We start from the raw sequence: 22,692 nt of genomic DNA on the forward strand, positions 1-22,692 counted from the left end.
ATTACGCTATGCAAAGTTTTCGAACCGAATTAGAAAATCCGATTGTCGAAAAGGACATCATCGATTTGGATCGTAAAATCGCTCTTTTCCGCGAGGGAAATATCGATGAGGAAAAATTCCGGAGTCTTCGCCTTGCCCGCGGTGTCTATGGACAGCGGCAGCAGGGGGTACAAATGGTACGGATCAAATTGCCCTATGGACGTGCTACTTCCGCTCAATTAAGGAGAATTTGTAAGGTTTCCGAAGACTATTCTATCGGTCGCCTGCATATCACCACCCGTCAGGATATTCAGATTCACTACGTGAGTTTGGATCGTACGCCTGAGCTTTGGGCAGAACTCGAAAAGGATGAGGTGACAATTCGTGAAGCTTGTGGGAATACCGTTCGGAATGTAACCGCTTCTGAAACTGCGGGGATTGATCCCCGAGAGCCTTTTGACGTGACACCTTATGCAGATGCAACATTTCGGTATTTTCTGAGAAATCCAGTTTGCCAGGAAATGGGTCGCAAGTTCAAGATGGCTTTTTCCTCTTCCGATCAAGACACGGGTTTGGCGTATATGCACGATTTGGGTTTTATTCCAAAGACCAAAGAAGCGGATGACCAGCAAGTTCGGGGCTTTAAAGTCTTGCTTGGCGGAGGTTTGGGTTCTCAGCCTCGGCATGCGGATTTGGTTACGGATTTTTTGGAAACTGATCAATTGATTCCCTTTATCGAGGCGGTACTTCGAATTTTTGATCGGCATGGAGAGCGGGCTAGAAGAAATAAAGCAAGGATGAAGTTTCTGATTAAGGATCTTGGGATTGAGCACTTTTTGGATTTGGTAGAAAAAGAAAAGGCAGCCCTTCCTTTCAAGAGTTATCCACTCGATTTTGAAGATCAGGAAGAAAAAGTCCCTCCCAATCCACCTGCAGTCCACGTAAATGAAGGCGAATTAGGCTTGGATTATGAGCTTTGGAAACTGACCAATATACTGCCGCAAAAGCAGGAAGGTTATGTTTCGATTGGGGTTCGTGTGCTTTTGGGAGATTTTTACCTGGATCAAGCCCGGCCTTTGGCGGATTTGGTGGAGAACTATGCGGCAGGAGAGCTTCGATTTACCCTTCGGCAAAATATTTTGATTCGGGATGTGAGAGAAGACTTGATTCCATTCTTTTATCAGGAATTGAAAAAAATCAATCTCGCTCAGCGGGGATACAATTCTCTCGGAGATATTACGGCCTGCCCGGGGACAGATACCTGCAACTTGGGAATCGCGAGTTCGACTGGGATAGCTGTGGAGCTCGAAAAAGTAATTCAAGCGGAATATCCACAACACCTGAAAAACCAGGACTTGGTGATCAAAATCTCGGGCTGTATGAATGCCTGTGGGCAGCACAATATGGCTCATATTGGTTTCCAAGGGATGTCCATGCGCGTGGGGAAAACGGTTTTTCCGGCGCTACAGGTTCTTCTCGGTGGAGGCAATCTCGGCGATGGAAGCGGTCGATTTGCCGATAAAGTCACCAAAATCCCAAGCAAAAGAGGTCCTCAGGCGCTTCGGGTTTTGTTGGATGATTTTGAACAGCATGGGAAAGGGTTGGATTTTCTCACCTATTACGATCAGCAGGGACAAATGTATTTTTATGACTTGCTCAAAGAACTGGCGGACCCGGCTGTTTTGGAGGATTCGGATCGGATCGATTGGGGAAGACAGGAAGATTATGAAGTGGCCGTTGGAGTAGGCGAATGCGCCGGTGTGGTGATTGATTTGGTGGCGACCTTGCTTTTAGAGGCCAAGGAAAAGCTGGATCTCGGTCAGGAATCTCTCGAAGAGGGACGCTGGTCAGATAGCATTTATCACCACTATGCAGGCTTGATCAATGCTGCAAAAGCACTTTTGCTCAGCGAGGATATCAGCACCAATAGCTATGCGAATATTATCAAGCTTTTCGATGAAAACTTTATTGAAAACGGTAAAATTCAGCTTAATGGAACCTTCGCAGAAAAAGTCTATCAGATCAATGAAAATGAACCGACGGAGGAATTTGCGAAAGCTTATGCCAAACAGGCTTTGGAGATTTATCAGGTATTAAAACAATATAGAGAAGAGGAGGTGGAAGCATGAGATCGAATATAACTCCAAAAGTGACACTCGTCGGTGCGGGTCCCGGTGACTCTGAATTGATCACGCTAAAAGGAATTTTGGCGCTGAATACCGCTGATGTGGTTTTGTATGACGCCTTGATCGATCCGGTTTTGCTTAAGCATGCCCCACAATCTGCTTTGAAAATCTTCGTGGGAAAGCGTGTTGGCAAACATAGTATTCCCCAGGATGATACCAATCAACTCTGTGTAGAATTAGCTAAAAAACACGGGCATGTCGTCCGTTTGAAGGGTGGAGATCCTTTTGTATTTGGCAGGGGAGGAGAAGAGATTGATTATATTGAAACTTTTGGCATCTCCACAGCAGTTGTTCCGGGAATCACCTCCGCAGTTGCCGTTCCGGCGAGCGCGGGGATTCCTGTAACCAAAAGAGGGATTTCTGAAAGTTTCTGGGTCGTAACCGGAACCACATCTTCTCGCGAGCTTTCTCAAGACGTGGCCTTGGCAGCCCAAAGTACTGCAACGGTGGTGATTTTGATGGGGACCAAAAAGCTTTCCGAAATCGCTCAAATCTATCGAAAAATGGGAAAGGAAAATTTGCCGATCGCCATTATCCAAAGTGGTACCACAAACGAGGAAATAATTACGGCTGGATTTATTCAGGATATCGAGCAGAAAGCATTAAAAAATCAGGTCGAAGCCCCTGCGATTATCATCATCGGGGAAGTGGTGAGGGAAAGTTTGCGATTGGCTGAGGTGTACCGGGAAGCCGTATCAGTGGTCAGTTTGCAGTAGCAATAAGTAAAATTCTTTGCGAAATACGATTGAAGAAAAGCTCACTTCGTCTAGAGATGTCCGGGTTATGCTGCTTCTCCAGAAGCAGCATTTTCTCGCCTCGGTCTGTGTCTCCACAGACCGAAAATTCAAATCAGAGTAGTCTGTGGCGACACATACGACGGCAGAGAACAGTCGCATTAATACCGTGTATTTTCAAAAAATCTCGATTCCATTGTCTTAACTCTTGATTCTAAGAAAAATGAACCATTTATATCCCATTTTCCTCAAAGTTCACGAACTCAACGTCCTGCTCATTGGTGGAGGGTTTGTAGCTACTGAGAAACTGGAATTTCTACTCAAATCCAGTCCGCAGGCACAGGTGACGGTGGTCTCCAAAATGTTCCGTCCTGAGTTTTTAGCTTTGGCCGAAGGTCAAGAAACCGTCACTTTGATCGAAGATCTCTATGATCAAAAATATCTCGGAGGGAAGCACCTCGTAATCGCAGCAACGGATGATAAAAGGGTCAATCGTCAAATCCGAACTGAAGCCAAGGAGCGCTTTCTTCTGGTCAATGTCGCGGACACGCCGGAACTCTGTGATTTTTATCTGGGTGGAATAGTTACCAAAGGAAATTTGAAAATTGCCATTTCCACCAATGGAAAATCACCGACGACAGCAAAGCGGCTCCGGCAGCTTTTGGAAGAAGTGTTGCCCGAGGAAATCGATGATTTACTTGAAAACCTGAATGCATATCGCGCTACATTAAAGGGCGATTTTGAATATAAAGTCAAAGCGATGAATGAGGTGACGGAGGGTTTGGTGAGGAGGGAGTCTAGAGATGAGAAGCGAGACTCCGCAAGTTGTAAATAGTAAAGGGTAAGTTGGAATTGGTTTTAAAAAAAGCCTCTCTAAATCACGCTTTAAGTTCCGATTATGTGAATTTTTTCACGTTTTAGTCAGGTAAAGTGTGATTTTTATTTTATGGGTGGACTTTTCCTTCGTTTTGACCAATAAAAAAGCCCAGAATTTCATCCGGGCTTTTTGGAGTAAGTGGTGGTGGTTTCTTACACGTAATTATTTAGCATTACTGGCATCACGAGCATCAGGATGTCTTCATTTTCGTCTTGTTCAGCCGGAAGAATCAATCCTGCCCGATTCGGAGCGGAGAACTTCAAGCTGACCTCTTTGCAAGAAAGATTGTTGAGCATTTCGACCAAAAACTTGGCATTGAACCCAATCTCAATATCCTCACCATCGTGCTCGCAGGAAAGTCGCTCGTTAGCTTCATTGGAGAAGTCAAGGTCTTCTGCCGAGATCATCAATTCCGACCCTGTCAATTTCAACCGAACCTGATGCGTGGTCTTATTGGCATAGATGGCGATTCGACGAAGCGAGCTCAACAAATCCTGCCGATCTATGGTCATGATGTTCGGGTTGTCCGATGGAATGACATTTTCATAATCCGGAAAACGCTCATCGATCAGTCTACAGATCATTTTGATGCTGTTAAACTTGAAGTAAGCATTGGACTGATTAAATTCTACAGTTACCGGGACATTTTCAGACGGTAGTGTTGATTTCAGCAGATTGAGTGCCTTGCGGGGAATAATCAGACTCGCTGGACTTGGTGAAGCGATGTCTACCCGTCTGTATCGTACCAGGCGGTGTCCGTCAGTAGCCACAAATGTGGTGTTAGTTTCACTCAGGTTGATATAAACCCCAGTCATGGCAGGGCGAAGTTCATCAGAACTTGTCGCAAAAATCGTATTGGAAACCGCGCTGGAAAGCACCTCCGTCGACATATCCACGGTAGTGGCATTGCTGACTGTCGGGATTTTTGGGAAGTCGGTGGCATTTTCACCGGCTAATCGATAGCGTCCATTATCAGAGCTGATTTCTACCGCATAGGTGTCATGATCAATGCTGAAGGTCACCGGCTGCTCCGGCAGATTCTTCAAGGTATCGATCAGGATTCGGGCGGGCACGGCGATGTTTCCATCTTCTTTTGCTTCCACGTGGATTTCCGTGATCATGGAGGTCTGCAGGTCAGAGGCAGTAATCGTCAAGACAGAATCTTTGATCTCAAAAAGGAAATTTTCCAAGATAGGCACAACGGGATTGGTAGTGACCACACCATTGATAGCCGATAACTGCTTTAAAAGGGCAGAAGAGGAAACAATAAATTTCATATCGTAGGGCTTATTTGATTTTTACTTTTTGAATGGGGGTAAATTTATAAATAAAATCCAATTGCATAGGGCGGATTGGGGATTAGAAATAAAATAAATTGCATCTTTTACTGCTTTTTTCCTCAGTTTATTTTTTTGAAAACTTTCTTTTACGTGCAAATGAAATTCCGGAGCCAATAATCAGAAGCGTAATGACTGGAGCCAAAACATTGATAAGCTGCCAATAGCTCTTTTGCTGGGCGATTTTGGCACGGTTGAGTGGACGAATCTGGAAAGTCCGCGTTCGACTAGCAATGATTCCCTCGGGATTGATCAAATATTGACTGAGATTTCTGAGAAATAATTTATTTGCAAAAATCACCTGATTAAATGGATCATCGCCTAAGTTCAGCGGATTTCCAGTCATTGGATCAGCTTGGCTTTGAAAAATTTCCCCATCTCCGATTACTACCACTTTTCCTTGACCGCTTTCTCGGAAATCCTCCTGATCAAATCCATCGGGAAGGAAGCGGTTTTTGTATAGAGAAGTGAATTCCCCTTCGAGTAAGTAGGCTAAAGGAAGGTTGGATTGATTATAGGTGTTCAAATCGGGCTCTTGCTCCATATCACGAAAAGCTACGCGCGCCGGAGCTGGTAAAATACGGGAGTTTTCAGAGCTGAAAAGCAAGGGTGTTTTTTTGATTCCTTTGGCCATCACCGTATCTATACTGCTGGCAAAGCGCAAATAAACCATATCCAATCCCTTGGTGATGGGGTGAGTTTGCATTCGGGTAGATTGGATATAAAAAGGCCAGGGTAGCGGTACCAATTGCTCCTGATCTCCAAAATTCCCACCCATGACCGGAAAGTAGCCAAAATTCAAATCCTGGATCAAATCTTTATTGATTCGGATTCCATATTTGAACAGCAGATTGTCCAAACCGTGGTCAAAAGGCATAGCGAGCGTTCCTTCTCCGTCAGCCTGGGAGATGTCAAGTGCTACACCATCAGTCAGGACCACGAGATTTCCTCCATTCATGACGTATTGATCGAGCAGGTAAATTTCCCGCTCAGTGTAGGATTCTTTTGGACCTTGGATGAAAATAATTTTAAAATTAATCAAATCCTCCACCGTACGCGCTTGCTCCAGCGGAACTTTAAACACTTCAAAATCACCATCCAGCGCCTCGACCAACCCGTATCCATCATCCTCGCTCATTTCATCATGGCCTATAATCATCGCCAGCGCATTATCTCCGGATTGGGTTAGTTTTCGGATTGAGTTTGCAAGTTCAAATTCCAGGTTTTCGATGGATTGATTGAGAATCTGATCCTCACTCATGCCCATTTCCCCTTTTAAAACCAGTGCTCCGGTTTCGTATTCTTCATCATAAACCAATATTCCAGGAAAAACCAATTCTGTCCGCTGTCCACCACTCTGACGGATGCGGAGGTTGGTCGGATTAATACCATAATTTGCCAAATCCACGACAAATTCCTCCTGCTCCTCCTGAGGAATACTCAGTGGATCAAAATAGGAAAAGGTGATTTTTTCGGGACTGTAGGCATTAAAAGTACGGACGGTTTCCTCGATGGATCGCTGCAGTCTTCGCATTCCACCAGGAAGGTCATCACCCACAAGTAATATCTCTACATGAATGGGAGATTCGATTCCAGAGAGAATTTCTTCCGTAGCCGGATGAATGGAATATCTTTTTTCCTCCGTCAAATCAATCCGAAAATGAACCAACTGACCCATTAAAAAAAGCAAAATCAATCCTCCCAAAAGGATTCCCAAGTAAAGTGCGTTATGTTGTTTTTGTTGGATCATTTGTTTTTCAATGTCAAAACAGAAAGTCCCAAAAACAACCAAATCATACCGATCATAAAGAACACATCTCCCGAGTCGATTACTCCACGGCTGAGATTGATGTAATGAAAGCTGAGGCTAAATTCCTCGATCCAATATCCCCAGTCTCCCAAGATGAGATCCGCAAGCGCGGAAAAGCCAAAATACAACACAAAACAAAGAAACACACCCATCACAAAAGCGACCACTTGCTGCGAACTCAAGGCTGAGGAGAAAATTCCCACTGCTCCAAACACCGCCCCGATCATCAATAGACCTATCCAGCTTCCAAAAAATCCAGCTTGATCGAGATTTCCCGCAGGATCCCCCAACTGCATGATGCTGAAATAATATAGTAGTGTAGGCAAGACAGCCAAGCCAATCAGCAGCAATAAGGCGAGATATTTGGCGATGATAATTTGAACCAATGAAAGCGGTGATGTTCTCAATAATTCCCAGGTATTGTTTTTTCGCTCTTCTGCGATTGCCCGCATCGAAAGCGCAGGGATCAAAAAAGTGAACACATATGGGGTATAGGTGAAAAGCGGCTCCAAATCGGCATAGCCATAATCCAAAACACTTGTCTCAGGAAATACCCAAACGATCAGTCCCATAGCTACCAAAAACATCGCTACGATCAGATAGCCCAAAAGACTACCAAAAAACGCATTGATTTCTTTGAGGAAAAGACTTTTCATTTCGTGATTTCTCTAAATAGTTCCTCGAGATTTTTTTTGAACTGACTGAGATTGACCAAGCTTAGATTTCGTTCTTGCAAAACCTTTAAAATGGATTTTCGCGCCTGAACCGCATCGCTTATTTGAATCCGAATTTCCTTTTTTCCTTTTTGACCAAAGTGCACCTCTCCCAAATGGGCAAACCACGCCAGTTCCATTTCCTCTTCAGTTTCTAGAATCAGATGAATCTGTTGATTGGCGGATTGGAGATTTTCCAAACTATCAGCAGCAAGGATTTTTCCTTGATTGATGATGACGACATCTTTGCAGATGGCCTCTACCTCCTGCATGATGTGAGTGGAGAGGATCAGCGTCTTTTCCTCCGCTACCTCTTGGATCATCTTTCGGATCTCCACCAGTTGATTGGGATCGAGTCCGGTGGTAGGTTCATCCAAAATCACCACTTTAGGATCGTGAATCAGGGCCTTTGCCAAACCAACCCGCTGTTGATAGCCTTTGGAGAGTTGTCCGATTTTTTTATGTTGCTCGGGAATTAGCCCGGTTTTTTCCAGCATTTGGTCCAAACGGATTTTCAATTTATTTCCCGAAAGGCCATATAATCCACCAGCGAAATTCAAAAATTCCCGGACATACATATCCGAATAAAGTGGGTTTTTTTCGGGTAAATAACCAATCAGATTTGCCACTTTTTTTGAATTGCTCAGGGCATCATTTCCCAAAACCCTGACCTCTCCGCCGTCTGACTGAATGTATCCGGTGATGATTTTCATGGTCGTGGATTTGCCCGCACCGTTGGGACCCAAGAAACCCAGAATCCGTCCAGGCTTCGCTTCAAAAGAAACTTGGTCCAAAGCCTTTTGGGAACCGTAATTTTTACACAATTGGGAGACTTCCAGAGACATAGGCGATAAAAGAGACCAACCGGGAGTTTACCCGCATGGCAAAGGGCAAAAACCCGGTTGAGAAGGTCTAAGGCAAAAATAGGGAATGAGCATGGAAAGGCAAGATTTTTAAAAACCTTTCACATTCAAATTGCAATTTGGGAATTCCCAGTTTTAATCCAATCCTTCCATATAATCCACCGCAAAATAACTCAGTGCGCGAACACCCAACATAAAACCGCTTTCATCAATGAAGAAATCCGGCGTGTGATGAGAAGGGGTTTTGAGTGGATCGCCACCTTTTTTCATGCCTCCCAAGAATATAAAGAATCCGGGCTTTTCCCGCTGGAAAAAGCTAAAATCCTCTGCTCCGGTGACTGGAGGCATGGCAATGACATTTCCTTCTCCCGCTACTGCGATCATCGAGGGGGTGATTTTTTGGGTGAGTTCCGGAGGATTTACCGTGGAGGGATAGAGCTTTCCGATACGCACATCAGCTTTTGCTCCAGCACTTTCGGCAATGTTTGTAATGACTTCTGTAATGCGACGATGGACGAGGGTTTGCTGCTCATCTCCGAAAGTTCGGATCGTTCCGATCATTTCGACTTCCTCGGGGATAATGTTATGTCTGATTCCACCGTGGATCGCGCCAATAGTGACTACAGCTGGATTTTCTGTGATATTGACATTTCTAGATAGGATGGTTTGTAGTCCCATCACTGCCTGGGAGGCAGTGACAATAGGATCCACACTCGACCAAGGGGAGGCACCGTGAGCCTGGGTTCCGGATATGGTCACTTCCAGATTATCCACAGCTGCCATAAACGGCCCTGAGCGATAGCCGATTTTCCCCACTTCGATCTGCGACCAAATATGCAATCCAAAGATCGCATCCACATCTTCCATAACGCCTTCCTGTACCATCTGCTCAGCTCCGAAAACATCCACATCGTAAACGCCTTCCTCGGCAGGTTGGAAAATAAATTTGACCGAGCCTTTCAACTCATCTTTCATCCCAGCCATGACTTCAGCTACTCCCATCAAAATCGCCACATGAGAATCATGTCCGCAAGCATGCATGACACCGGTTTCCTGGCCGTTGTAGGTTGCCGTGTTTACTGATTTGAAAGGGAGGTCGTTTCGCTCCGTGACAGGCAAGGCATCCATGTCCGCCCGTAAAGCGACGGTAGGGCCAGGTTTTCCGCCTTTCAAAACGCCCACTACTCCTGTGACGGCGACATTTTCGCTGACTTCCATTCCCAGCGAGCGAAGGTGATCTGCGACGATTTTGGCAGTTCGTGTTTCCTGATTTCCCAACTCAGGGTATTGATGAAAATCCCTTCGCCACTCGATGACTTTGGATTCTATTTCATCCGCTTTCTCGTCAATTTTTGTGTGGAGATTGCTTTGGGCTACTGCCGAAAAGGACAGCAATAGCAAGGGAAGGAGAATAGTTCTCATTTTGATGAAAGTTGGTGGTTTGTACTAATGTAAAATACAATTTATGGATTTTAGGGGAAGTAAAGTTGGATGACGATAAAAAAGGAAGATAAACGAACCAAAATGGATTTTTGAGCTTTTTAATGCAGACAGAAAATAACTATGGAACTTAAAAATAAAATAGCAGTCGTCACGGGAGTGAGCAAAGGCATCGGCTTAGAATTGGTCAAATTATTGTTGGAAAAAGGTGTCACTGTAGCAGGATGGGGTAGAACTAAACCTGAATTGGCTCATCCAAACTTCCACTTCTTCACCTGTGATGTTTCCCAAGAAGAATCCGTGGAAAATGCTTTCCAAGAGACTACTCAAAAGTTAGGCTCAGATATCCGAATTTTGGTGAATAATGCGGGTTTTGGTATAGCCGGGCCTACAGAGACTTTTTCTACTGCGGATTGGAAAGCGATGTTTGATACCAATGTGCACGGGATTTTTTATACCACAAAGCGCCTGATTCCTGCGATGAAAAAAGCTGATGAGGGACACATCCTTAATGTCGCCTCGATTGCAGGATTAAATGGAGTGAATCAATTTGCCGGCTATGTAGGAACCAAGCATGCGGTGCGGGGAATTTCGCACTCACTTTATATGGAATTGCGGGACTTTGGGATCAAAGTTTCCACGATTTATCCGGGTTCAATTCAGACCAATTTCTTTGATGATATCGAAGGGATGCAGGCTCATGAAAATATGATGCGTCCTATCGATGTGGCCATGACTATGCTTCAGACCTTGGAGACACACCCCAATTATTTTGTGGCTGATGTGGAATGTAGACCACTTAGACCCAGAGGGAAAAAGTAATTGTGGAGAAAAGCAAAAAGTGACTGACACAAAAGTGAAATTTGTCACATTGAGCGGCTGGCTGAAAAGGCTGGAAGTCGAAATATGAGCCAAAAACGATAGAAATGGCCTTCGACTCGGCTATCAATGACAAAGATGCTTAATATCACAAAATTGGGGTCAGTCCGAGCGGAGTCGAAGCGTCCTCGACTCCGCTCGGACTGACCAAAAATTTGATTCAAACCATAATTTTCGTCATCTCCATTTTGTATGTTCAAAGAATATTTAAGACTCAGGCTGACTTGAAAGCGATTTATGAGACAGCCTCTTTTTTAAATTAAAATCCGACTACAAAATACAATCCTGCCGCCAATGCCGCTCCCGCGATAGGTCCCAAAATGGGCACCCAAGCATAGCCCCAATCCGAACTACCTTTTCCTTTGATCGGGAGTATTTGGTGCATGATTCTAGGCCCTAAGTCACGGGCAGGGTTGATGGCGTATCCCGTAGTCCCTCCAAGGGACAAGCCAATAACCAAGACTAATAAGGCTACAGGAATTGCACCGATAGATCCCATTCCAATTGGGGTGTTATTTTCATCTGCGATTTGGGCATCGGCAAAGTAGAGAATAACGAAAATAAGGGAAAAGGTCCCGATAATCTCCGAAGCTACGGAGGTGGAGAAATTTCTGATCGCAGGATCTGTACAAAAGGGGGCTCTTTTCAGACCTGGATCATCTGTCAAATCAAAATGATCTCTATACATCAGCCAAGCCAAGCCTGATCCGATCATAGCTCCGATGATCTGAGAAATCACAAATCCAGGTACCAAAACCCACTCAAACTTACCCACGAGGGCCAACCCAATACTTACTGCAGGGTTTAAATGAGCTCCGCTGTAGGGTCCGGCCACGACCACCCCGATAAATACACCCAAGGCCCAAGCCACTGTAATAGCAATCAATCCCCCTCCGTTTCCTTTGGTCTGAGGTAAAACTACATTGGCCACTACTCCTGATCCCATCAGAAGTAAAAGGGCCGTTCCTATAATTTCAGCTATGTATGGATTCATTTACTCTACCCAGTTTTTTGATCGTTCGACGGCTTTATGCCAAAAATGCAATAAATTTTCCCGTTTTTCATCTTCCATTTGGGGTTGAAAGCTTTTGTCCGCTTTCCAAAGCGTTTTGATTTCTTCCCGGTCTTTCCAGAACCCTACGGCTAGACCCGCCAGAAAAGCTGCACCGATGGCAGTGGTCTCGATGATTTGGGGTCGTTTGATTTCGCATTCGAGTAGATCGGATTGAAACTGCATCAAAAAATTATTGGCGGTGGCTCCTCCATCCACCCGGAGTTCTTTGGTTTTCTCTCCGGCATCTTTTTCCATGGCTTTGAGGACGTCATATACTTGGTAAGCAATAGCTTCCAAGGCTGCTCGGGTGAAATGTGCGATGGTTGTACCTCGGGTAATTCCAAAAAATGCACCCCGAGCATCCTGATCCCAGTGAGGCGCACCCAATCCCGCCAGTGCAGGGACGAAATATACGCCTTCATTGTCGGGAAGGCTCATGGCAAGTTTCTCAGACTCTTTGGCATGGCCAAATAATTCGATTCCGTCGCGTAGCCATTGAATCGCTGCTCCGCCGATAAAAACCGATCCCTCCAAGGCATAATTGATTTCATCTCCGATTTTCCAAGCAATGGTAGTCAGGAGTTTGTTTTCTGAGCGAACTGCTTCCTTTCCGGTGTTCATCACCAAAAAGCAACCCGTTCCATAAGTCGTTTTTGCCATGCCGGGTTCGGTGCAAAACTGCCCAAAAAGTGCCGCTTGTTGATCTCCAGCAATACCTGCGATCGGGATCTTGCTTCGCAATACATCTCCGGCCGTTTCGCAAAATACTTCCGAGCAGCTTTTTACTTCGGGGAGCATGGATCTGGGGATCTCCAGCAGCTCGCAGAGCTCATCATCCCACGCTTGGGTGTGAATATTAAAAAGCATGGTTCGGCTGGCATTGGTGATATCGGTCAGGTGATGTTGGCCTTTGGTGAGTTTCCAGATGAGCCAAGAATCTACGGTGCCAAAAGCCAATTCTCCGGCTTCTGCTTTTTCTCGGGCTCCTTCTACATTTTCCAGAATCCAGCGGATTTTGGTCCCAGAAAAATAGGCGTCAATGATCAATCCTGTTTTGGAAGCAATAAGCTCCGCATGACCTTTTTCTTTTAAGCTATCGCAAAAATCAGCCGTTCGGCGGTCCTGCCAGACGATCGCATTGAACAGCGGTTTTCCGGTTTTACGATCCCAAACGATGGTTGTTTCCCGCTGATTGGTAATGCCGATGGCTGCAATTTCATCGACCGAGATGCTTTTGTCTACCATGCTTTCAATCATGACGGAGGATTGGGTTTTCCAGATTTCCTCCGGATCATGTTCCACCCAGCCTTGCTTGGGAAAATGCTGCTTGAATTCTTTTTGGGCGACGGAGACGATCTGCCCTTTTTTGTCAAAAATAATGGCTCTCGAACTCGTGGTGCCTTGGTCGAGTGCCATGATGTAGGGTTTGCTTTGGGTCATTTTTTGGGTTAATTGATGGTTTTGACTTACTCCACTTTCAATCTTGCAAGTAACTCAGCCTTTAATTAAATACTTTTCAGCCACTTTTCTAAAATCTTCCAGCTCCTGCTGAATCCATTGCTCATCTTTTTTGAGTTGCTCAGCCATTATTCGGGCAATTTTTTCGGCAGAATCCATGGCTGCTTTTGCATCCAATATCAACATGCGGATTCTTCTGGACAGCACATCTTCTACTTTGACAGCCATTTCATTTTCTACGGCCCATACCACCTCTGCCATCAAATTGGGGAAATCCGGATGGATCTTTTCAGCTAATTCGGCCTGGCTCTTTGCCAAGTTTTGGATCGCTTTTGCATCTGAACCGTAACCGGCCCAATGCCCAGTTGGGATCTTCGTAGTGTGTCCGTGCAGTTTCATATCAAGTGATGCACTTGGGGCAAGATGCTCTTCGGCGATTTGCTGAAAATAGTTGACCGTGTCTTCTCCCATTTTTCGGAAAGTGGTCCATTTTCCTCCCGTCAGCGTGACAAGCTTGCTTTCCGACAAGATCACTTTGTGGGAACGGGAAATTTCTTTGGTTTTAGCACCTTCTTCCTTGGGTCTTGCCAAAGGTCGCAGTCCGGCGAAAACGGCTTTCACATCTGCACGCGTTGGGGCTTTGGTTAAGTAGCCAGCTGCTGTTTCGAGTACAAAATCAATTTCTTTTTGCATTGCCTCGGGCTCCAATTTGGCTTTTTTCCGCAGGGTGTCTGTCGTGCCCACGACCAATTTACCTTGCCAAGGTACCGCAAAGAGAACTCGACCGTCTTTGGTTTTGGGGATCATCAGGGCGTCTTTGCCTCCTAAAAAATCCAAGTCCATCACCAGGTGGATTCCCTGACTGGGTTGGATCATTTTAGCTGATCCCGGCTTGTCCATCTGGAGAATTTTATCCGCAAAAACTCCCGTAGCGTTGACCACCATTTTTGCCTTGAGAGTATAGTTCTTCCGATCGAGTTCGTCTCGAATTTTCAGTCCGGTGACTTTCCCGTTTTCGTCTTTGACCAATCCTTTTACTGCTGTATAATTGAGGATGCAAGCCCCTGCATCATCAGCCGTCATGGCGATGGACAGGGCAAGCCTGGCATCATCAAACTGCCCGTCGTGATAGACTACCCCGCCTTTGAGTCCTTTTTGTTTTACTGCGGGAAGACGTTTGATCGTTTCTTCTCTTGATATAAAGCGGCTTTTCCCAAGTCTTAATTTGCCGGCCATCCAATCGTAGATTTTTAGGCCTACGCTGTACTGCACCCGATCAAACCAGGAAAAAATCGGAATAATAAAGGGTTGGTTTTGGGTAAGGTGAGGGGCGTTTTGTAGCAGTTTTCCACGCTCTTTTAAGGCTTCGAAAACCAATCCCACATCACCTTGCGCCAGATAGCGGACGCCACCATGCACCAGTTTGGTGCTTCGGCTGGAGGTGCCTTTGGCAAAATCAGATTTTTCTAAAAGAATCACTGAAAGTCCTCTGGAAATTGCATCTAGGGCTACTCCCAAGCCTGAGGAACCTCCGCCAATCACGGCAATATCCCAAATTTTAGAGCTATTCGCTAGTTGTTTTAAGTTTTCTTCTCTTTTCATTTGAATCAAAAATAGAAATAAAAGAAAGTAAAAAGAAATAAAAGGAAAGTAAAAATTTATTTTTCCTTCACTTTTCCTTTCTTTTTTTAATTTAGTAAAAAAATTGACTCAAATGACCCTAGCAGAGCGACATCGTTACATTTTAGATCAGTTGGAGAAAACAGGACTCGTGACCGTTTCTGACTTGGCCAAGGAACTGAATGTGACGATGGTGACAGTACGCAAGGATCTTAAACTGCTGGAAGATAAAGGTTTGCTTTTCCGGTCGCATGGAAGTGCTACTTCGGTGTCACCCTATGTTTCGGATCGCTCCGTTCAGGTCAAGAAGCTGGAGCAGGTGGAGGAAAAAAGAAAAATTGCGCAGAAGGCTTTGGATTTTTTGGAGCCGAATGAGGCGATTATCATTGGCTCGGGCACGACGGTGGGAACTTTTGCACAGGCAATCCCCAGAAATTATCCGCTTACTGTACTGACGTCGGCGATGAACGTGGCCTTGGCGCTGATCGATACCACTGAGCTCGAACTCGTACAACTCGGGGGTGTGGTACGGAAGAGCAGCAGCTCGGCAGTAGGGCATTTTGCTGAGGAAATGCTGAAAAGTTTTGCCTGCAGCAAGTTGTTTTTAAGTGTGGATGGGATCAGCTTGGAACATGGCTTGACCACATCCAATATGATGGAGGCCCACCTGAATGCCGAGATGATTCGGTCCGTGCAGAAGACGATTGTGCTGGCCGACAGTCAGAAATTTGGTAGGAAAGGCTTTGGGAAAATCTGCGAACTCGAGGATATCGATGTCATTATCACCGATTCGGGAATTCCGGAAATCTATCGTGAAAAGCTGGAAGAGAAGGGGATAGAGGTGTGGGTGGTTTGAGAAAAAAATTTCAAAAAATTTTTAAATTAATTTTGGAGTTTCGCAAAAAAAAAAAATAGTTTTAAGCAGATAAAGATTTTAAGCCGGTTTTTTTCTTATTCGCAGCTATCGGCCAAGCTGTAATTTGGTCTTTTTATTTCAATTTTATAACTATGAAAATTGTTAAAATTTTATCTTTAAGTCTAGGTCTTAGCTTACCTGGAATTGCTAATTCTTATGCTTTATCGTGGACCCCACAAGAAAGGGATTGTACAGCAACCTTAACATATACTGTCAAAATAGCAGGAGTTGAGGTTGAATATACTGAAACTTGGGAGGGGACTAAACAAGTCTGCAAGGATGGAGATAGTCTTTGTTGGGCATCAGACTGTTCCTAAATATGGGTTTCATTAACAAAAAAGGCATGCTCATTATGGGCATGCTTATTTCATTCTTTGGGTGTAAAAATTCCAATCAGCTTGAAAATGAGGATTCAAACCAAAAATTTGATTGGGTTTCGACCAATTCAATTTCACAAACTGATTTTAAAATCCTGAACAAAAGCAATCAAGTAAATATAGATCAGAGTGAAATAGGTAAGGATATTCATCTTTCGGATTTGATTTCAGAATTTTCATATCTGCAGCTGAAAAATAAAGAAGGCCATTTATTAGGTGATATTGATAAGATTTTATTTACTGATTCTTTGATTTTTGTAATGGATCAATATATCACCAACACTCTTCAAGTTTTTGAAAGGAGAACTGGCAATGAGGTAGTTTACCTTGAAAAATCAGGAGAGGGTCCAAGAGAATTCTTAGAGATTTATGATTTTGACATAGATCGAGAAAAAAAACAAATTTTACTATTTGACGGAAAGCTCTCTAAAGTGCTATTTTTTGATTTTAATGGGAAGTTCATAGAGGAGCTAAAAATCCCAGTTCGGGCTCAAAACTTCAGGAAATTAAAAACTGATGATTATCTGTTTTTTACAGCAAATTTACCAAATGGACACATTGAAGGATTAACTGATTGTGTATATTTTATATTAAATTCTGAGTTTCAAGTAAAATCGTGCTTCAGCATTGAAAAAAAGCTAGAATCTCATGGTAATTATTTCTCAAGAGATTATTTTTCTTCTGATGGGCATGACATTTATCTTTTTCCACGATTTAGTAATGAATTATTCAGGATAGATGGAAAAGATGAAGTATTGAATCAACTGGTTTCTGTAAAATTGGAAGCAGGAATTGAAAAACAAGATTTGGTTGGTGAAGGTCTTTCATTTGTTGATGATAGGAAAAAAGATCGTAAGTTTTTCTCCCATGGAGGAAGTTTTGTCACCAACCGAATTTATGGTTTGGAGTTTCGGAGATTTGGTGGGAGATCTTTTTACTATTTCGAAAGCTTAGTATCAAATGAGCGGTTTTATGGCTCCAATATTAATTTTGATCTTCCCGGTATGCCATTCTTTTCCTTTCCCATTTCATCTTTTAAAAACGTTGCAATTTCCGTAATTAAATTTCAACAATTGAGAAATCTTGGGGTGGAGAAGTTTAAAGCATCTTTGGAAAAGCAAGGAAATTTAACTCTTGATCTTTCTGATTTTTTGGATAATGTTATTGATTTTGACCAGCCAGCTATACTGATTATGGAATTCAAATAGTCAATGGGGAAGGAAAATTCTGCGAACTCGAGGATATCTATGACATTATTAACGATTTGGGAATTCCTGAAATCTATCGTGAAAAGCTGGAAGAGAAGGGGATAGAGGTGTGGGTGGTTTGAGAAAAAAATTTCAAAAAATTTTTAAATTAATTTTGGAGTTTCGCAAAAAAAAAAAAATAGTTTTAAGCAGATAAAGATTTTAAGCCGGTTTTTTTCTTATTCGCAGCTATCGGCCAAGCTGTAATTTGGTCTTTTTATTTCAATTTATTTATTATGAAAACTATTGTTGCTAGTTTACTTACCTTGTTGTTATTATTCCAAATCTCTGTAGGAATGGCTTGTAGCGGGGTTTACTATGGTTGTACTGAAAGTGAAAGGCAAGCCATTAAAGATGATGCTGATCAAAATTGCTGTCAGGGAGATACAGTTTGGATAGATAACTGTGAGCCTGATACAATCCCGGAGCCTTATGAAGTAGCTTTAAATGGGACAAATGCAGATTGTCCTTCTTTTGGAGACTAAAAAAATAATTTGTGGTTTAAAGTGAGCAGGAAAATACCTGCTCATTCCGTCTTATGAGAAATAAAATTATTTCGGCCATTTTTTTAATAATTTTGGCGTGTAATCAGAAAGAATCTAGAGAGTCTTTTCAAATAGACGAAATAGCGGATTTTGAAATTAATGAATCTGAAGAATCTTTTCTTACTGTTCCTGGAATTTCAGAAATCAATAGTCAAGGGGTTTTATTGTCTTTTGATCGAAGCAGGGAAGAGTTTCAGTTATTTGATTTAGTACAAAAGAAGTTGATCGGTCGAGTGAAAGTCGATTTTTTCGGTCTAAATTCGATACCGCCCAATGTATTTTCATCCCTACTTTTTAAGGATCAAATTTTTGTTTCTACCTCCGAAAGTCTTGCTATACTCAATCTTGATGGAGAAAAAGTTAAAGAGATTTTTTACCGAGCTATTCTTGAAAAGTCTGGAATTAATGGAAAAAGTATTAGCGTCATTTTTCGCTCAAATTGGGACCCGGTAACGGGAGATGTTTTCCTTTGGGTGAAAGATTTCAACTCGCATCAAAATCGATTTCAATCGTATGATGAAAAAATTGAACTGCTAAGGTATTCTCTAGTAGAAGAAAGGGCTGAATACTTAGAGCTTAAAGTACCCGAAAACCTTATTCAAGAAAACAAAGGATACTACCCCTCATTGCCTCCATTAATATCAGTTTATGGTGAAAAATTGGTTTATGCCTTTCGATATTTGCCAGAGATCTATCTTGTTGATTTGAATACAAATGAGACAAAGGAAATTTCTATACCGCCAACAAATTTTAAGGCAACAGAACCTATTGCATTTGAAAATTATTCGAGATCAACTATAGGCGAAGTGGGTGAGTCAACTCAATTTATTGATTTGATAGTGGACCCTTCACAAAATCAGATTTTGAGGAAACACAGAAAATATAGGGATGGAGTTTCTACCGGCAAGGATTATTTGACAGTGATCAAATGGGACGGGAGTTGGGGTGAAATTGAAATCGATAATAAATTAGGAAGGTTTCTACCCAGTGAATCCCATGTATTTGCAATTTCTAATGAAATGCCTGATGAGGCGGCATTTCGGTACCATTCGTTTGATGTAAAAGCCTTGGGCAATAAAAATTAATAATCTCGATACAACTTCCTCACCACCGAACTCCCGTTTTTCTCCAAACTGACCTCATAGATAAAATCATATTCGATTTCCTTCAGGTCTTCGTATTTTTCTCCTTCTCCCACAAAATAATTAGCCAGTTGACTGACGGTGTTGCTATGGCCGACGACGAGAATATTGCCCTCTAAGCTTCGCAACTGCTCCACAAGTGCATCATGGTTGCTGGGGTCGTAGGACTGAATCTCAAGGCCAGCTTGCTGAGCGGTAGGCTGAACGGTCAGTTGTGTTCGCTTATAATCCGTGCTAAAGACATGCTTGATTTCTTGGTTTTCGAGTATCTGGGCTAGTTTTTTTGCTCTGACCTGACCCACTTGCAATAATTCGGGGTCAGGATCTTCCACAAGTTGCTTCTCGGCATGCCGAACGATATAGATGGTTTTGGGACTATTTTGGGAGTTACAGGATGCCAATAAACCGATAAGGGTGAAAAGGAAGATTAAGTTTTTCATTAGGAATGGAAATATGCTTTGCGAAATATAGTGGAAATACGTCTCACTTCGCCCGATGAAATACACATCGTGAAATATACCTCGCTATGCTCGGTGAAATAGGTTTGGCTTCGCCTCACGAAATATACCTCAATCCGTTCCTTGAAATATCTCACCCGACGAAAAAGAGCTTGTTTCAATTGTATTTCTATCGTATTTAAAATTTCTGGGGTCCCACCTGAGCTATTTTAGTTTGATAACTTCAAATAAAACTCCTTCGGGGAAAGGATTTGGGTATTTCTGAATTTGGAAATATTGAAGTCATTAAAGTTTCCGGTCACTAAGATGTTCGCTTTACATTCAAGGCAAAGCTCTAGAAATTTATTGTCACTTTTGTCTTCTAGAATATCAACACTTCGCTTAGGGTTGTAAAAAACAGCTATTCTTTTAATCTGGTGTAAGACGATAAGGGCATGATGATAAAAATCATTAAAACGAGAGAATTTGGGTCTTGCGAGCACTTCAGCATATTCTCGAAAAATCTCCTCAGAAAGACAAAGTTCTATGGAAGGGGTTTTAAAAATAGCTTCCAGAATTTTGGAAGGGTAACTTTTGGAAATCAAAGCAGAGATTAAAATATTGGTATCAAGAACTACTTTCATTTCTGAATTCCTGAACTTCGGCTTTTATTTCATCTAGTGTAAGCTTTGACAAGTCTGTAGCTTTTGCATACTTTTGAGCAATTTTTAAGGATTCAAGGGCTAAGTCTCGGCTTATTTTATCTACTAGTTCGTTGAAATTTACAGATTCTACGTCCTCAAGACCATATTTAGAAATATCGCTCGATTTGATTTTTAAGGCTATCGTCTTCATACAATTCGTTTACTTGAATTTAGTAAAAAAGGTTTGATCTGAAAAAACAGGTAGTCTCAAAATGGTTAAAATACATGAATCAGGAGGTGGTCGTCTGTGATGACACAGACGACGGCAGAAAAATGAAGTTTTTACGGTAGGGCGGGTACGAGCACTCTTTGACTCTTCAATACTTTGCGGGAGAAAATAAATTACCCTGAAAAAGTATTGTCCAAATGCTGGTCCTTGGCTTTGATTTCCTCAAATTCCAAAAACTGCTCCCAAAACTCATTTTCTGGCAATGCGGCACGCAAATACAGCTTTTCCTTTTTGATCGGATGAACAAATACCAAATTAAAAGCATGCAGATTGATGCTAGCGTCGGGATTGGGCTTGGCAAAACCATACTTCAAATCGCCCCGAATTGGACATCCCATCGAGGCCAGTTGTACCCGAATCTGATGCGGACGACCGGAGACAGGCCGGACTTCGAGTAGCCAATGATCGTTGAGTTTGCCGAGAGTCTTGTAGTTGAGTTCGGCTTTTTGTGAACCCGGTACTTCCCGCTCATGCGCCGTGACGATGTTTTTATTTTCGTCTTTGGTCAGCCAATTGGTGAGTTTGCCCATTTCCTCCTGAGGACGTTTTTTGACGATCGCCCAATAAACTTTATGAATATCCCGCTTGCGGAAAAGCTCCATCATGCGCTCCAATCCTTTGCTGGTTCGCGCAAAAACCACCAAACCGCTTACCGGCCGATCCAATCGATGAACAGGATGCAAAAAAACCGCTCCGGGCTTATCGTATTTTTTGGCGATATAATCCTTGCAATAATCGGTGAGGGTTTTGTCTCCGGTTTTGTCCCCTTGGACGAGAATTCCCGCAGCTTTATTGACCACGAGCAAATGATTGTCTTCGTAAACGACGTTGAAGGGCTTCTTTTTCATAACTTTTGCAAAGGTAGGGAATTTGTGGGGGAGTAATTGACAGTCTTCTTTTTTACCCAAGAAATGTTAATTATTATTTTGTATACTAGTAGTTTAAAACTAAGATTCTATGAAGTTACTGTTGATTATTTCAGCCCTTCTTTTAATTTTTTCCTGCTCTAATTCAAGAATTGAGGAGGGAGAAAATAATGATGACACCAAAACAATTTCTCTGATCGCAGAAGATTCTACTGTTGTTAAGGATGTTCTTGCTTCCACCTTTATCTTTCAGGATGGAGATCGGGAGCATTTGGTTTTCCGAGATGCACCCGCCTCTACGATTTATGTTGTTGATCGGGAAAATGGAGATTTGGTAAATAAATGGACCAAAACCGGGGATGTGCCCGGAGCTTTTTCCATGGCTGCTAGAAATTTGGATATTTCCGATTCCGGAGAAATTGTAATCTTGGATATTGATCAGGGATTGCGGGTTTTTGCTAAAGATGGGGAATTGCTTAGCCGCGCCAACCCAGTGGCCAGTCAGTGGAGTTTTGGAGGAGCTTTTAATCTTTTCAGAGTCAATGAATTGGTCAAAATCGAAAGTCAATCATTTATTCTTTACTCCTTGGACAAGTTGGAAGCTGAGCGAGAATATACCGCAGAATACCTTCAAAATAGGAAGAACTTGGTGTTGACAAATTTGCAAACTGGAGAACATCGCTTGATTTTGCCTTTTCCCGAAGGATCAAAATTTCTGAGTGGAAAGGTTTTTCCTTTTGAGGATTTCAGACCTCGATTTGTGGTGAATGAAAAGGCCAATAAACTTTATGTTGTCTTTCAAAATGAACCTGTGCTTTATACCTATGCTTGGAATGATGGCGAACCTAAACTGGAATCCAGCAAAAGAATTGAGCTTCCCGGTTTTGAAGAAAATGAAGGATGGGAAGTTGGGCAAATTCAAATGGCTCAAATCACGGATCAAACTACCGAACCTTTTCCGGCGCGGATCCAAGCTTTGGAAGCTGTGGAAAATGGATTTTTGTTGAGTTACAGTACCCGCCCTACGGACAAGGACAATTATACCCGATATAAAAACAAGGAAGCAACAGCCGACGGATTTAAACAAATCATAGCCGAAACTCGGCCAAAAACAGTTTATTTGGATTTAGAGGCAAACGTTTTTCCGGTTGATTTTCCTTCCATGCACTACGAAAGTTTTCAGATTATTGAAGGGAAGGTTCATTGGATGAGGAAGCCTGATCCGGGAGAAGAGGCTGAGGAATTTACCGTCTATTGGGGAAAGCTTCGAATCGAGTGA

Annotated in this window: 21 protein-coding genes; 9 read left to right on the forward strand and 12 right to left on the reverse strand. The window is 42.9% G+C overall.

The genetic code is table 11. The annotated features are described in order from the left end of the window. Positions 1-8: 8 nt before the first annotated feature. From BM043_RS11695 to BM043_RS11705, 3 genes are all read left to right on the forward strand, one after another. Positions 9-2,108, forward strand: coding sequence for a HEPN domain-containing protein (locus BM043_RS11695; protein WP_092791849.1), 2,100 nt, complete (start codon positions 9-11; stop codon positions 2,106-2,108). Continuing rightward, positions 2,105-2,881 carry a uroporphyrinogen-III C-methyltransferase gene (gene cobA / locus BM043_RS11700; RefSeq protein WP_092791851.1) on the forward strand — a complete coding sequence of 259 codons (777 nt, stop codon included), beginning with the start codon at positions 2,105-2,107 and terminating at the stop codon, positions 2,879-2,881. Before BM043_RS11695 ends, cobA begins: the two co-directional genes overlap by 4 nt. Positions 2,882-3,122: 241 nt before the next feature. Further along, positions 3,123-3,734, forward strand: a complete 612-nt coding sequence (locus BM043_RS11705) for a precorrin-2 dehydrogenase/sirohydrochlorin ferrochelatase family protein (protein WP_092791853.1) — start codon at positions 3,123-3,125, stop codon at positions 3,732-3,734. A 194-nt stretch (positions 3,735-3,928) separates the two neighbouring features. Here BM043_RS11705 and dnaN read toward each other — a convergent pair whose 3' ends face one another. The 5 genes from dnaN to BM043_RS11730 all read right to left on the reverse strand — a co-directional run bounded on the left by dnaN (position 3,929) and on the right by BM043_RS11730 (position 9,921). Continuing rightward, positions 3,929-5,053: a DNA polymerase III subunit beta gene (dnaN, locus tag BM043_RS11710; RefSeq protein WP_092791855.1), complete on the reverse strand. Its 1,125-nt coding sequence runs from the start codon at positions 5,051-5,053 to the stop codon at positions 3,929-3,931. 127 nt (positions 5,054-5,180) lie between these two features. Continuing rightward, the gene (gene gldG / locus BM043_RS11715) at positions 5,181-6,863 is read right to left on the reverse strand and encodes a gliding motility-associated ABC transporter substrate-binding protein GldG (protein WP_092791858.1); all 1,683 of its coding nucleotides are present in this window, start codon (positions 6,861-6,863) and stop codon (positions 5,181-5,183) included. Further along, complete coding sequence (gene gldF / locus BM043_RS11720) at positions 6,860-7,579, reverse strand: gliding motility-associated ABC transporter permease subunit GldF (protein WP_092791860.1); 720 nt, start codon at positions 7,577-7,579, stop codon at positions 6,860-6,862. Before gldF ends, gldG begins: the two co-directional genes overlap by 4 nt. Continuing rightward, a complete protein-coding gene (gene gldA / locus BM043_RS11725; protein WP_092791862.1) occupies positions 7,576-8,481 on the reverse strand; it encodes a gliding motility-associated ABC transporter ATP-binding subunit GldA in 906 nt (301 codons plus the stop codon). Before gldA ends, gldF begins: the two co-directional genes overlap by 4 nt. A gap of 153 nt (positions 8,482-8,634) precedes the next feature. Next, positions 8,635-9,921 (reverse strand): amidohydrolase, encoded by a 1,287-nt coding sequence (locus BM043_RS11730; RefSeq protein ID WP_092791864.1) that lies wholly within the window; start codon positions 9,919-9,921, stop codon positions 8,635-8,637. A 141-nt stretch (positions 9,922-10,062) separates the two neighbouring features. Here BM043_RS11730 and BM043_RS11735 point away from each other — a divergent pair, with 141 nt between their 5' ends. Next, a complete protein-coding gene (locus BM043_RS11735) occupies positions 10,063-10,761 on the forward strand; it encodes an SDR family oxidoreductase (RefSeq protein WP_092791865.1) in 699 nt (232 codons plus the stop codon). A 316-nt stretch (positions 10,762-11,077) separates the two neighbouring features. Here the strand turns inward: BM043_RS11735 and BM043_RS11745 are convergent, their stop codons facing one another. Genes BM043_RS11745 through BM043_RS11755 form a run of 3 tightly spaced genes read right to left on the reverse strand, consistent with a single transcriptional unit; the run spans position 11,078 to position 14,932 of the window. Next, positions 11,078-11,812 carry an MIP/aquaporin family protein gene (locus BM043_RS11745; RefSeq protein ID WP_092791869.1) on the reverse strand — a complete coding sequence of 245 codons (735 nt, stop codon included), beginning with the start codon at positions 11,810-11,812 and terminating at the stop codon, positions 11,078-11,080. Further along, positions 11,813-13,312: a glycerol kinase GlpK gene (glpK, locus tag BM043_RS11750; RefSeq protein WP_092791871.1), complete on the reverse strand. Its 1,500-nt coding sequence runs from the start codon at positions 13,310-13,312 to the stop codon at positions 11,813-11,815. Positions 13,313-13,366: 54 nt separating this feature from the next. Further along, on the reverse strand, positions 13,367-14,932 hold the full coding sequence (locus tag BM043_RS11755) for a glycerol-3-phosphate dehydrogenase/oxidase (protein ID WP_092791873.1): 1,566 nt from the start codon (positions 14,930-14,932) through the stop codon (positions 13,367-13,369). A gap of 112 nt (positions 14,933-15,044) precedes the next feature. Between BM043_RS11755 and BM043_RS11760 the strand changes: the two genes are divergently transcribed. The 4 genes from BM043_RS11760 to BM043_RS11780 all read left to right on the forward strand — a co-directional run bounded on the left by BM043_RS11760 (position 15,045) and on the right by BM043_RS11780 (position 19,120). Beyond that, positions 15,045-15,806: a DeoR/GlpR family DNA-binding transcription regulator gene (locus BM043_RS11760; protein WP_092791875.1), complete on the forward strand. Its 762-nt coding sequence runs from the start codon at positions 15,045-15,047 to the stop codon at positions 15,804-15,806. Between the two features lie 418 nt (positions 15,807-16,224). Continuing rightward, positions 16,225-17,451: a 6-bladed beta-propeller gene (locus BM043_RS11770; RefSeq protein ID WP_262481170.1), complete on the forward strand. Its 1,227-nt coding sequence runs from the start codon at positions 16,225-16,227 to the stop codon at positions 17,449-17,451. A 275-nt stretch (positions 17,452-17,726) separates the two neighbouring features. Continuing rightward, positions 17,727-17,975 (forward strand): hypothetical protein, encoded by a 249-nt coding sequence (locus BM043_RS11775; RefSeq protein ID WP_092791881.1) that lies wholly within the window; start codon positions 17,727-17,729, stop codon positions 17,973-17,975. Between the two features lie 53 nt (positions 17,976-18,028). After that, positions 18,029-19,120 carry a DUF4221 family protein gene (locus BM043_RS11780; protein WP_092791883.1) on the forward strand — a complete coding sequence of 364 codons (1,092 nt, stop codon included), beginning with the start codon at positions 18,029-18,031 and terminating at the stop codon, positions 19,118-19,120. Here the strand turns inward: BM043_RS11780 and BM043_RS11785 are convergent. The 4 genes from BM043_RS11785 to BM043_RS11800 all read right to left on the reverse strand — a co-directional run bounded on the left by BM043_RS11785 (position 19,117) and on the right by BM043_RS11800 (position 21,395). Further along, on the reverse strand, positions 19,117-19,617 hold the full coding sequence (locus tag BM043_RS11785) for a SixA phosphatase family protein (protein WP_092791885.1): 501 nt from the start codon (positions 19,615-19,617) through the stop codon (positions 19,117-19,119). The two genes, BM043_RS11780 and BM043_RS11785, sit on opposite strands and share 4 nt — an antisense overlap. Positions 19,618-19,844: 227 nt before the next feature. Further along, a complete protein-coding gene (locus tag BM043_RS19870) occupies positions 19,845-20,258 on the reverse strand; it encodes a putative toxin-antitoxin system toxin component, PIN family (protein WP_092791887.1) in 414 nt (137 codons plus the stop codon). Continuing rightward, the gene (locus tag BM043_RS11795; RefSeq protein ID WP_092791889.1) at positions 20,242-20,469 is read right to left on the reverse strand and encodes a hypothetical protein; all 228 of its coding nucleotides are present in this window, start codon (positions 20,467-20,469) and stop codon (positions 20,242-20,244) included. Before BM043_RS11795 ends, BM043_RS19870 begins: the two co-directional genes overlap by 17 nt. A gap of 191 nt (positions 20,470-20,660) precedes the next feature. Beyond that, the gene (locus BM043_RS11800) at positions 20,661-21,395 is read right to left on the reverse strand and encodes an RluA family pseudouridine synthase (protein WP_092791891.1); all 735 of its coding nucleotides are present in this window, start codon (positions 21,393-21,395) and stop codon (positions 20,661-20,663) included. 109 nt (positions 21,396-21,504) lie between these two features. Between BM043_RS11800 and BM043_RS11805 the strand changes: the two genes are divergently transcribed. Next, positions 21,505-22,692, forward strand: a complete 1,188-nt coding sequence (locus tag BM043_RS11805; protein WP_092791892.1) for an NHL repeat-containing protein — start codon at positions 21,505-21,507, stop codon at positions 22,690-22,692.

Origin of the sequence: Algoriphagus hitonicola, from assembly GCF_900113375.1 — a bacterium.
GTDB classification, from domain to species: Bacteria; Bacteroidota; Bacteroidia; order Cytophagales; family Cyclobacteriaceae; genus Algoriphagus; species Algoriphagus hitonicola.

Coding starts and splice junctions, on each gene's coding strand:
- BM043_RS11770 (WP_262481170.1), top strand. CDS start 16,225: ATGCTTATTTCATTCTTTGGGTGTAAAAATTCCAATCAGCTTGAAAAT.
- gldA (WP_092791862.1), bottom strand. CDS start 8,481: ATGTCTCTGGAAGTCTCCCAATTGTGTAAAAATTACGGTTCCCAAAAG.
- BM043_RS11755 (WP_092791873.1), bottom strand. CDS start 14,932: ATGAAAAGAGAAGAAAACTTAAAACAACTAGCGAATAGCTCTAAAATT.
- dnaN (WP_092791855.1), bottom strand. CDS start 5,053: ATGAAATTTATTGTTTCCTCTTCTGCCCTTTTAAAGCAGTTATCGGCT.
- gldG (WP_092791858.1), bottom strand. CDS start 6,863: ATGATCCAACAAAAACAACATAACGCACTTTACTTGGGAATCCTTTTG.
- BM043_RS11705 (WP_092791853.1), top strand. CDS start 3,123: ATGAACCATTTATATCCCATTTTCCTCAAAGTTCACGAACTCAACGTC.
- BM043_RS11730 (WP_092791864.1), bottom strand. CDS start 9,921: ATGAGAACTATTCTCCTTCCCTTGCTATTGCTGTCCTTTTCGGCAGTA.
- BM043_RS11745 (WP_092791869.1), bottom strand. CDS start 11,812: ATGAATCCATACATAGCTGAAATTATAGGAACGGCCCTTTTACTTCTG.
- BM043_RS11805 (WP_092791892.1), top strand. CDS start 21,505: ATGAAGTTACTGTTGATTATTTCAGCCCTTCTTTTAATTTTTTCCTGC.
- BM043_RS11800 (WP_092791891.1), bottom strand. CDS start 21,395: ATGAAAAAGAAGCCCTTCAACGTCGTTTACGAAGACAATCATTTGCTC.
- BM043_RS19870 (WP_092791887.1), bottom strand. CDS start 20,258: ATGAAAGTAGTTCTTGATACCAATATTTTAATCTCTGCTTTGATTTCC.
- BM043_RS11785 (WP_092791885.1), bottom strand. CDS start 19,617: ATGAAAAACTTAATCTTCCTTTTCACCCTTATCGGTTTATTGGCATCC.
- BM043_RS11760 (WP_092791875.1), top strand. CDS start 15,045: ATGACCCTAGCAGAGCGACATCGTTACATTTTAGATCAGTTGGAGAAA.
- BM043_RS11735 (WP_092791865.1), top strand. CDS start 10,063: ATGGAACTTAAAAATAAAATAGCAGTCGTCACGGGAGTGAGCAAAGGC.
- gldF (WP_092791860.1), bottom strand. CDS start 7,579: ATGAAAAGTCTTTTCCTCAAAGAAATCAATGCGTTTTTTGGTAGTCTT.
- BM043_RS11775 (WP_092791881.1), top strand. CDS start 17,727: ATGAAAACTATTGTTGCTAGTTTACTTACCTTGTTGTTATTATTCCAA.
- glpK (WP_092791871.1), bottom strand. CDS start 13,312: ATGACCCAAAGCAAACCCTACATCATGGCACTCGACCAAGGCACCACG.
- BM043_RS11780 (WP_092791883.1), top strand. CDS start 18,029: ATGAGAAATAAAATTATTTCGGCCATTTTTTTAATAATTTTGGCGTGT.
- BM043_RS11695 (WP_092791849.1), top strand. CDS start 9: ATGCAAAGTTTTCGAACCGAATTAGAAAATCCGATTGTCGAAAAGGAC.
- cobA (WP_092791851.1), top strand. CDS start 2,105: ATGAGATCGAATATAACTCCAAAAGTGACACTCGTCGGTGCGGGTCCC.
- BM043_RS11795 (WP_092791889.1), bottom strand. CDS start 20,469: ATGAAGACGATAGCCTTAAAAATCAAATCGAGCGATATTTCTAAATAT.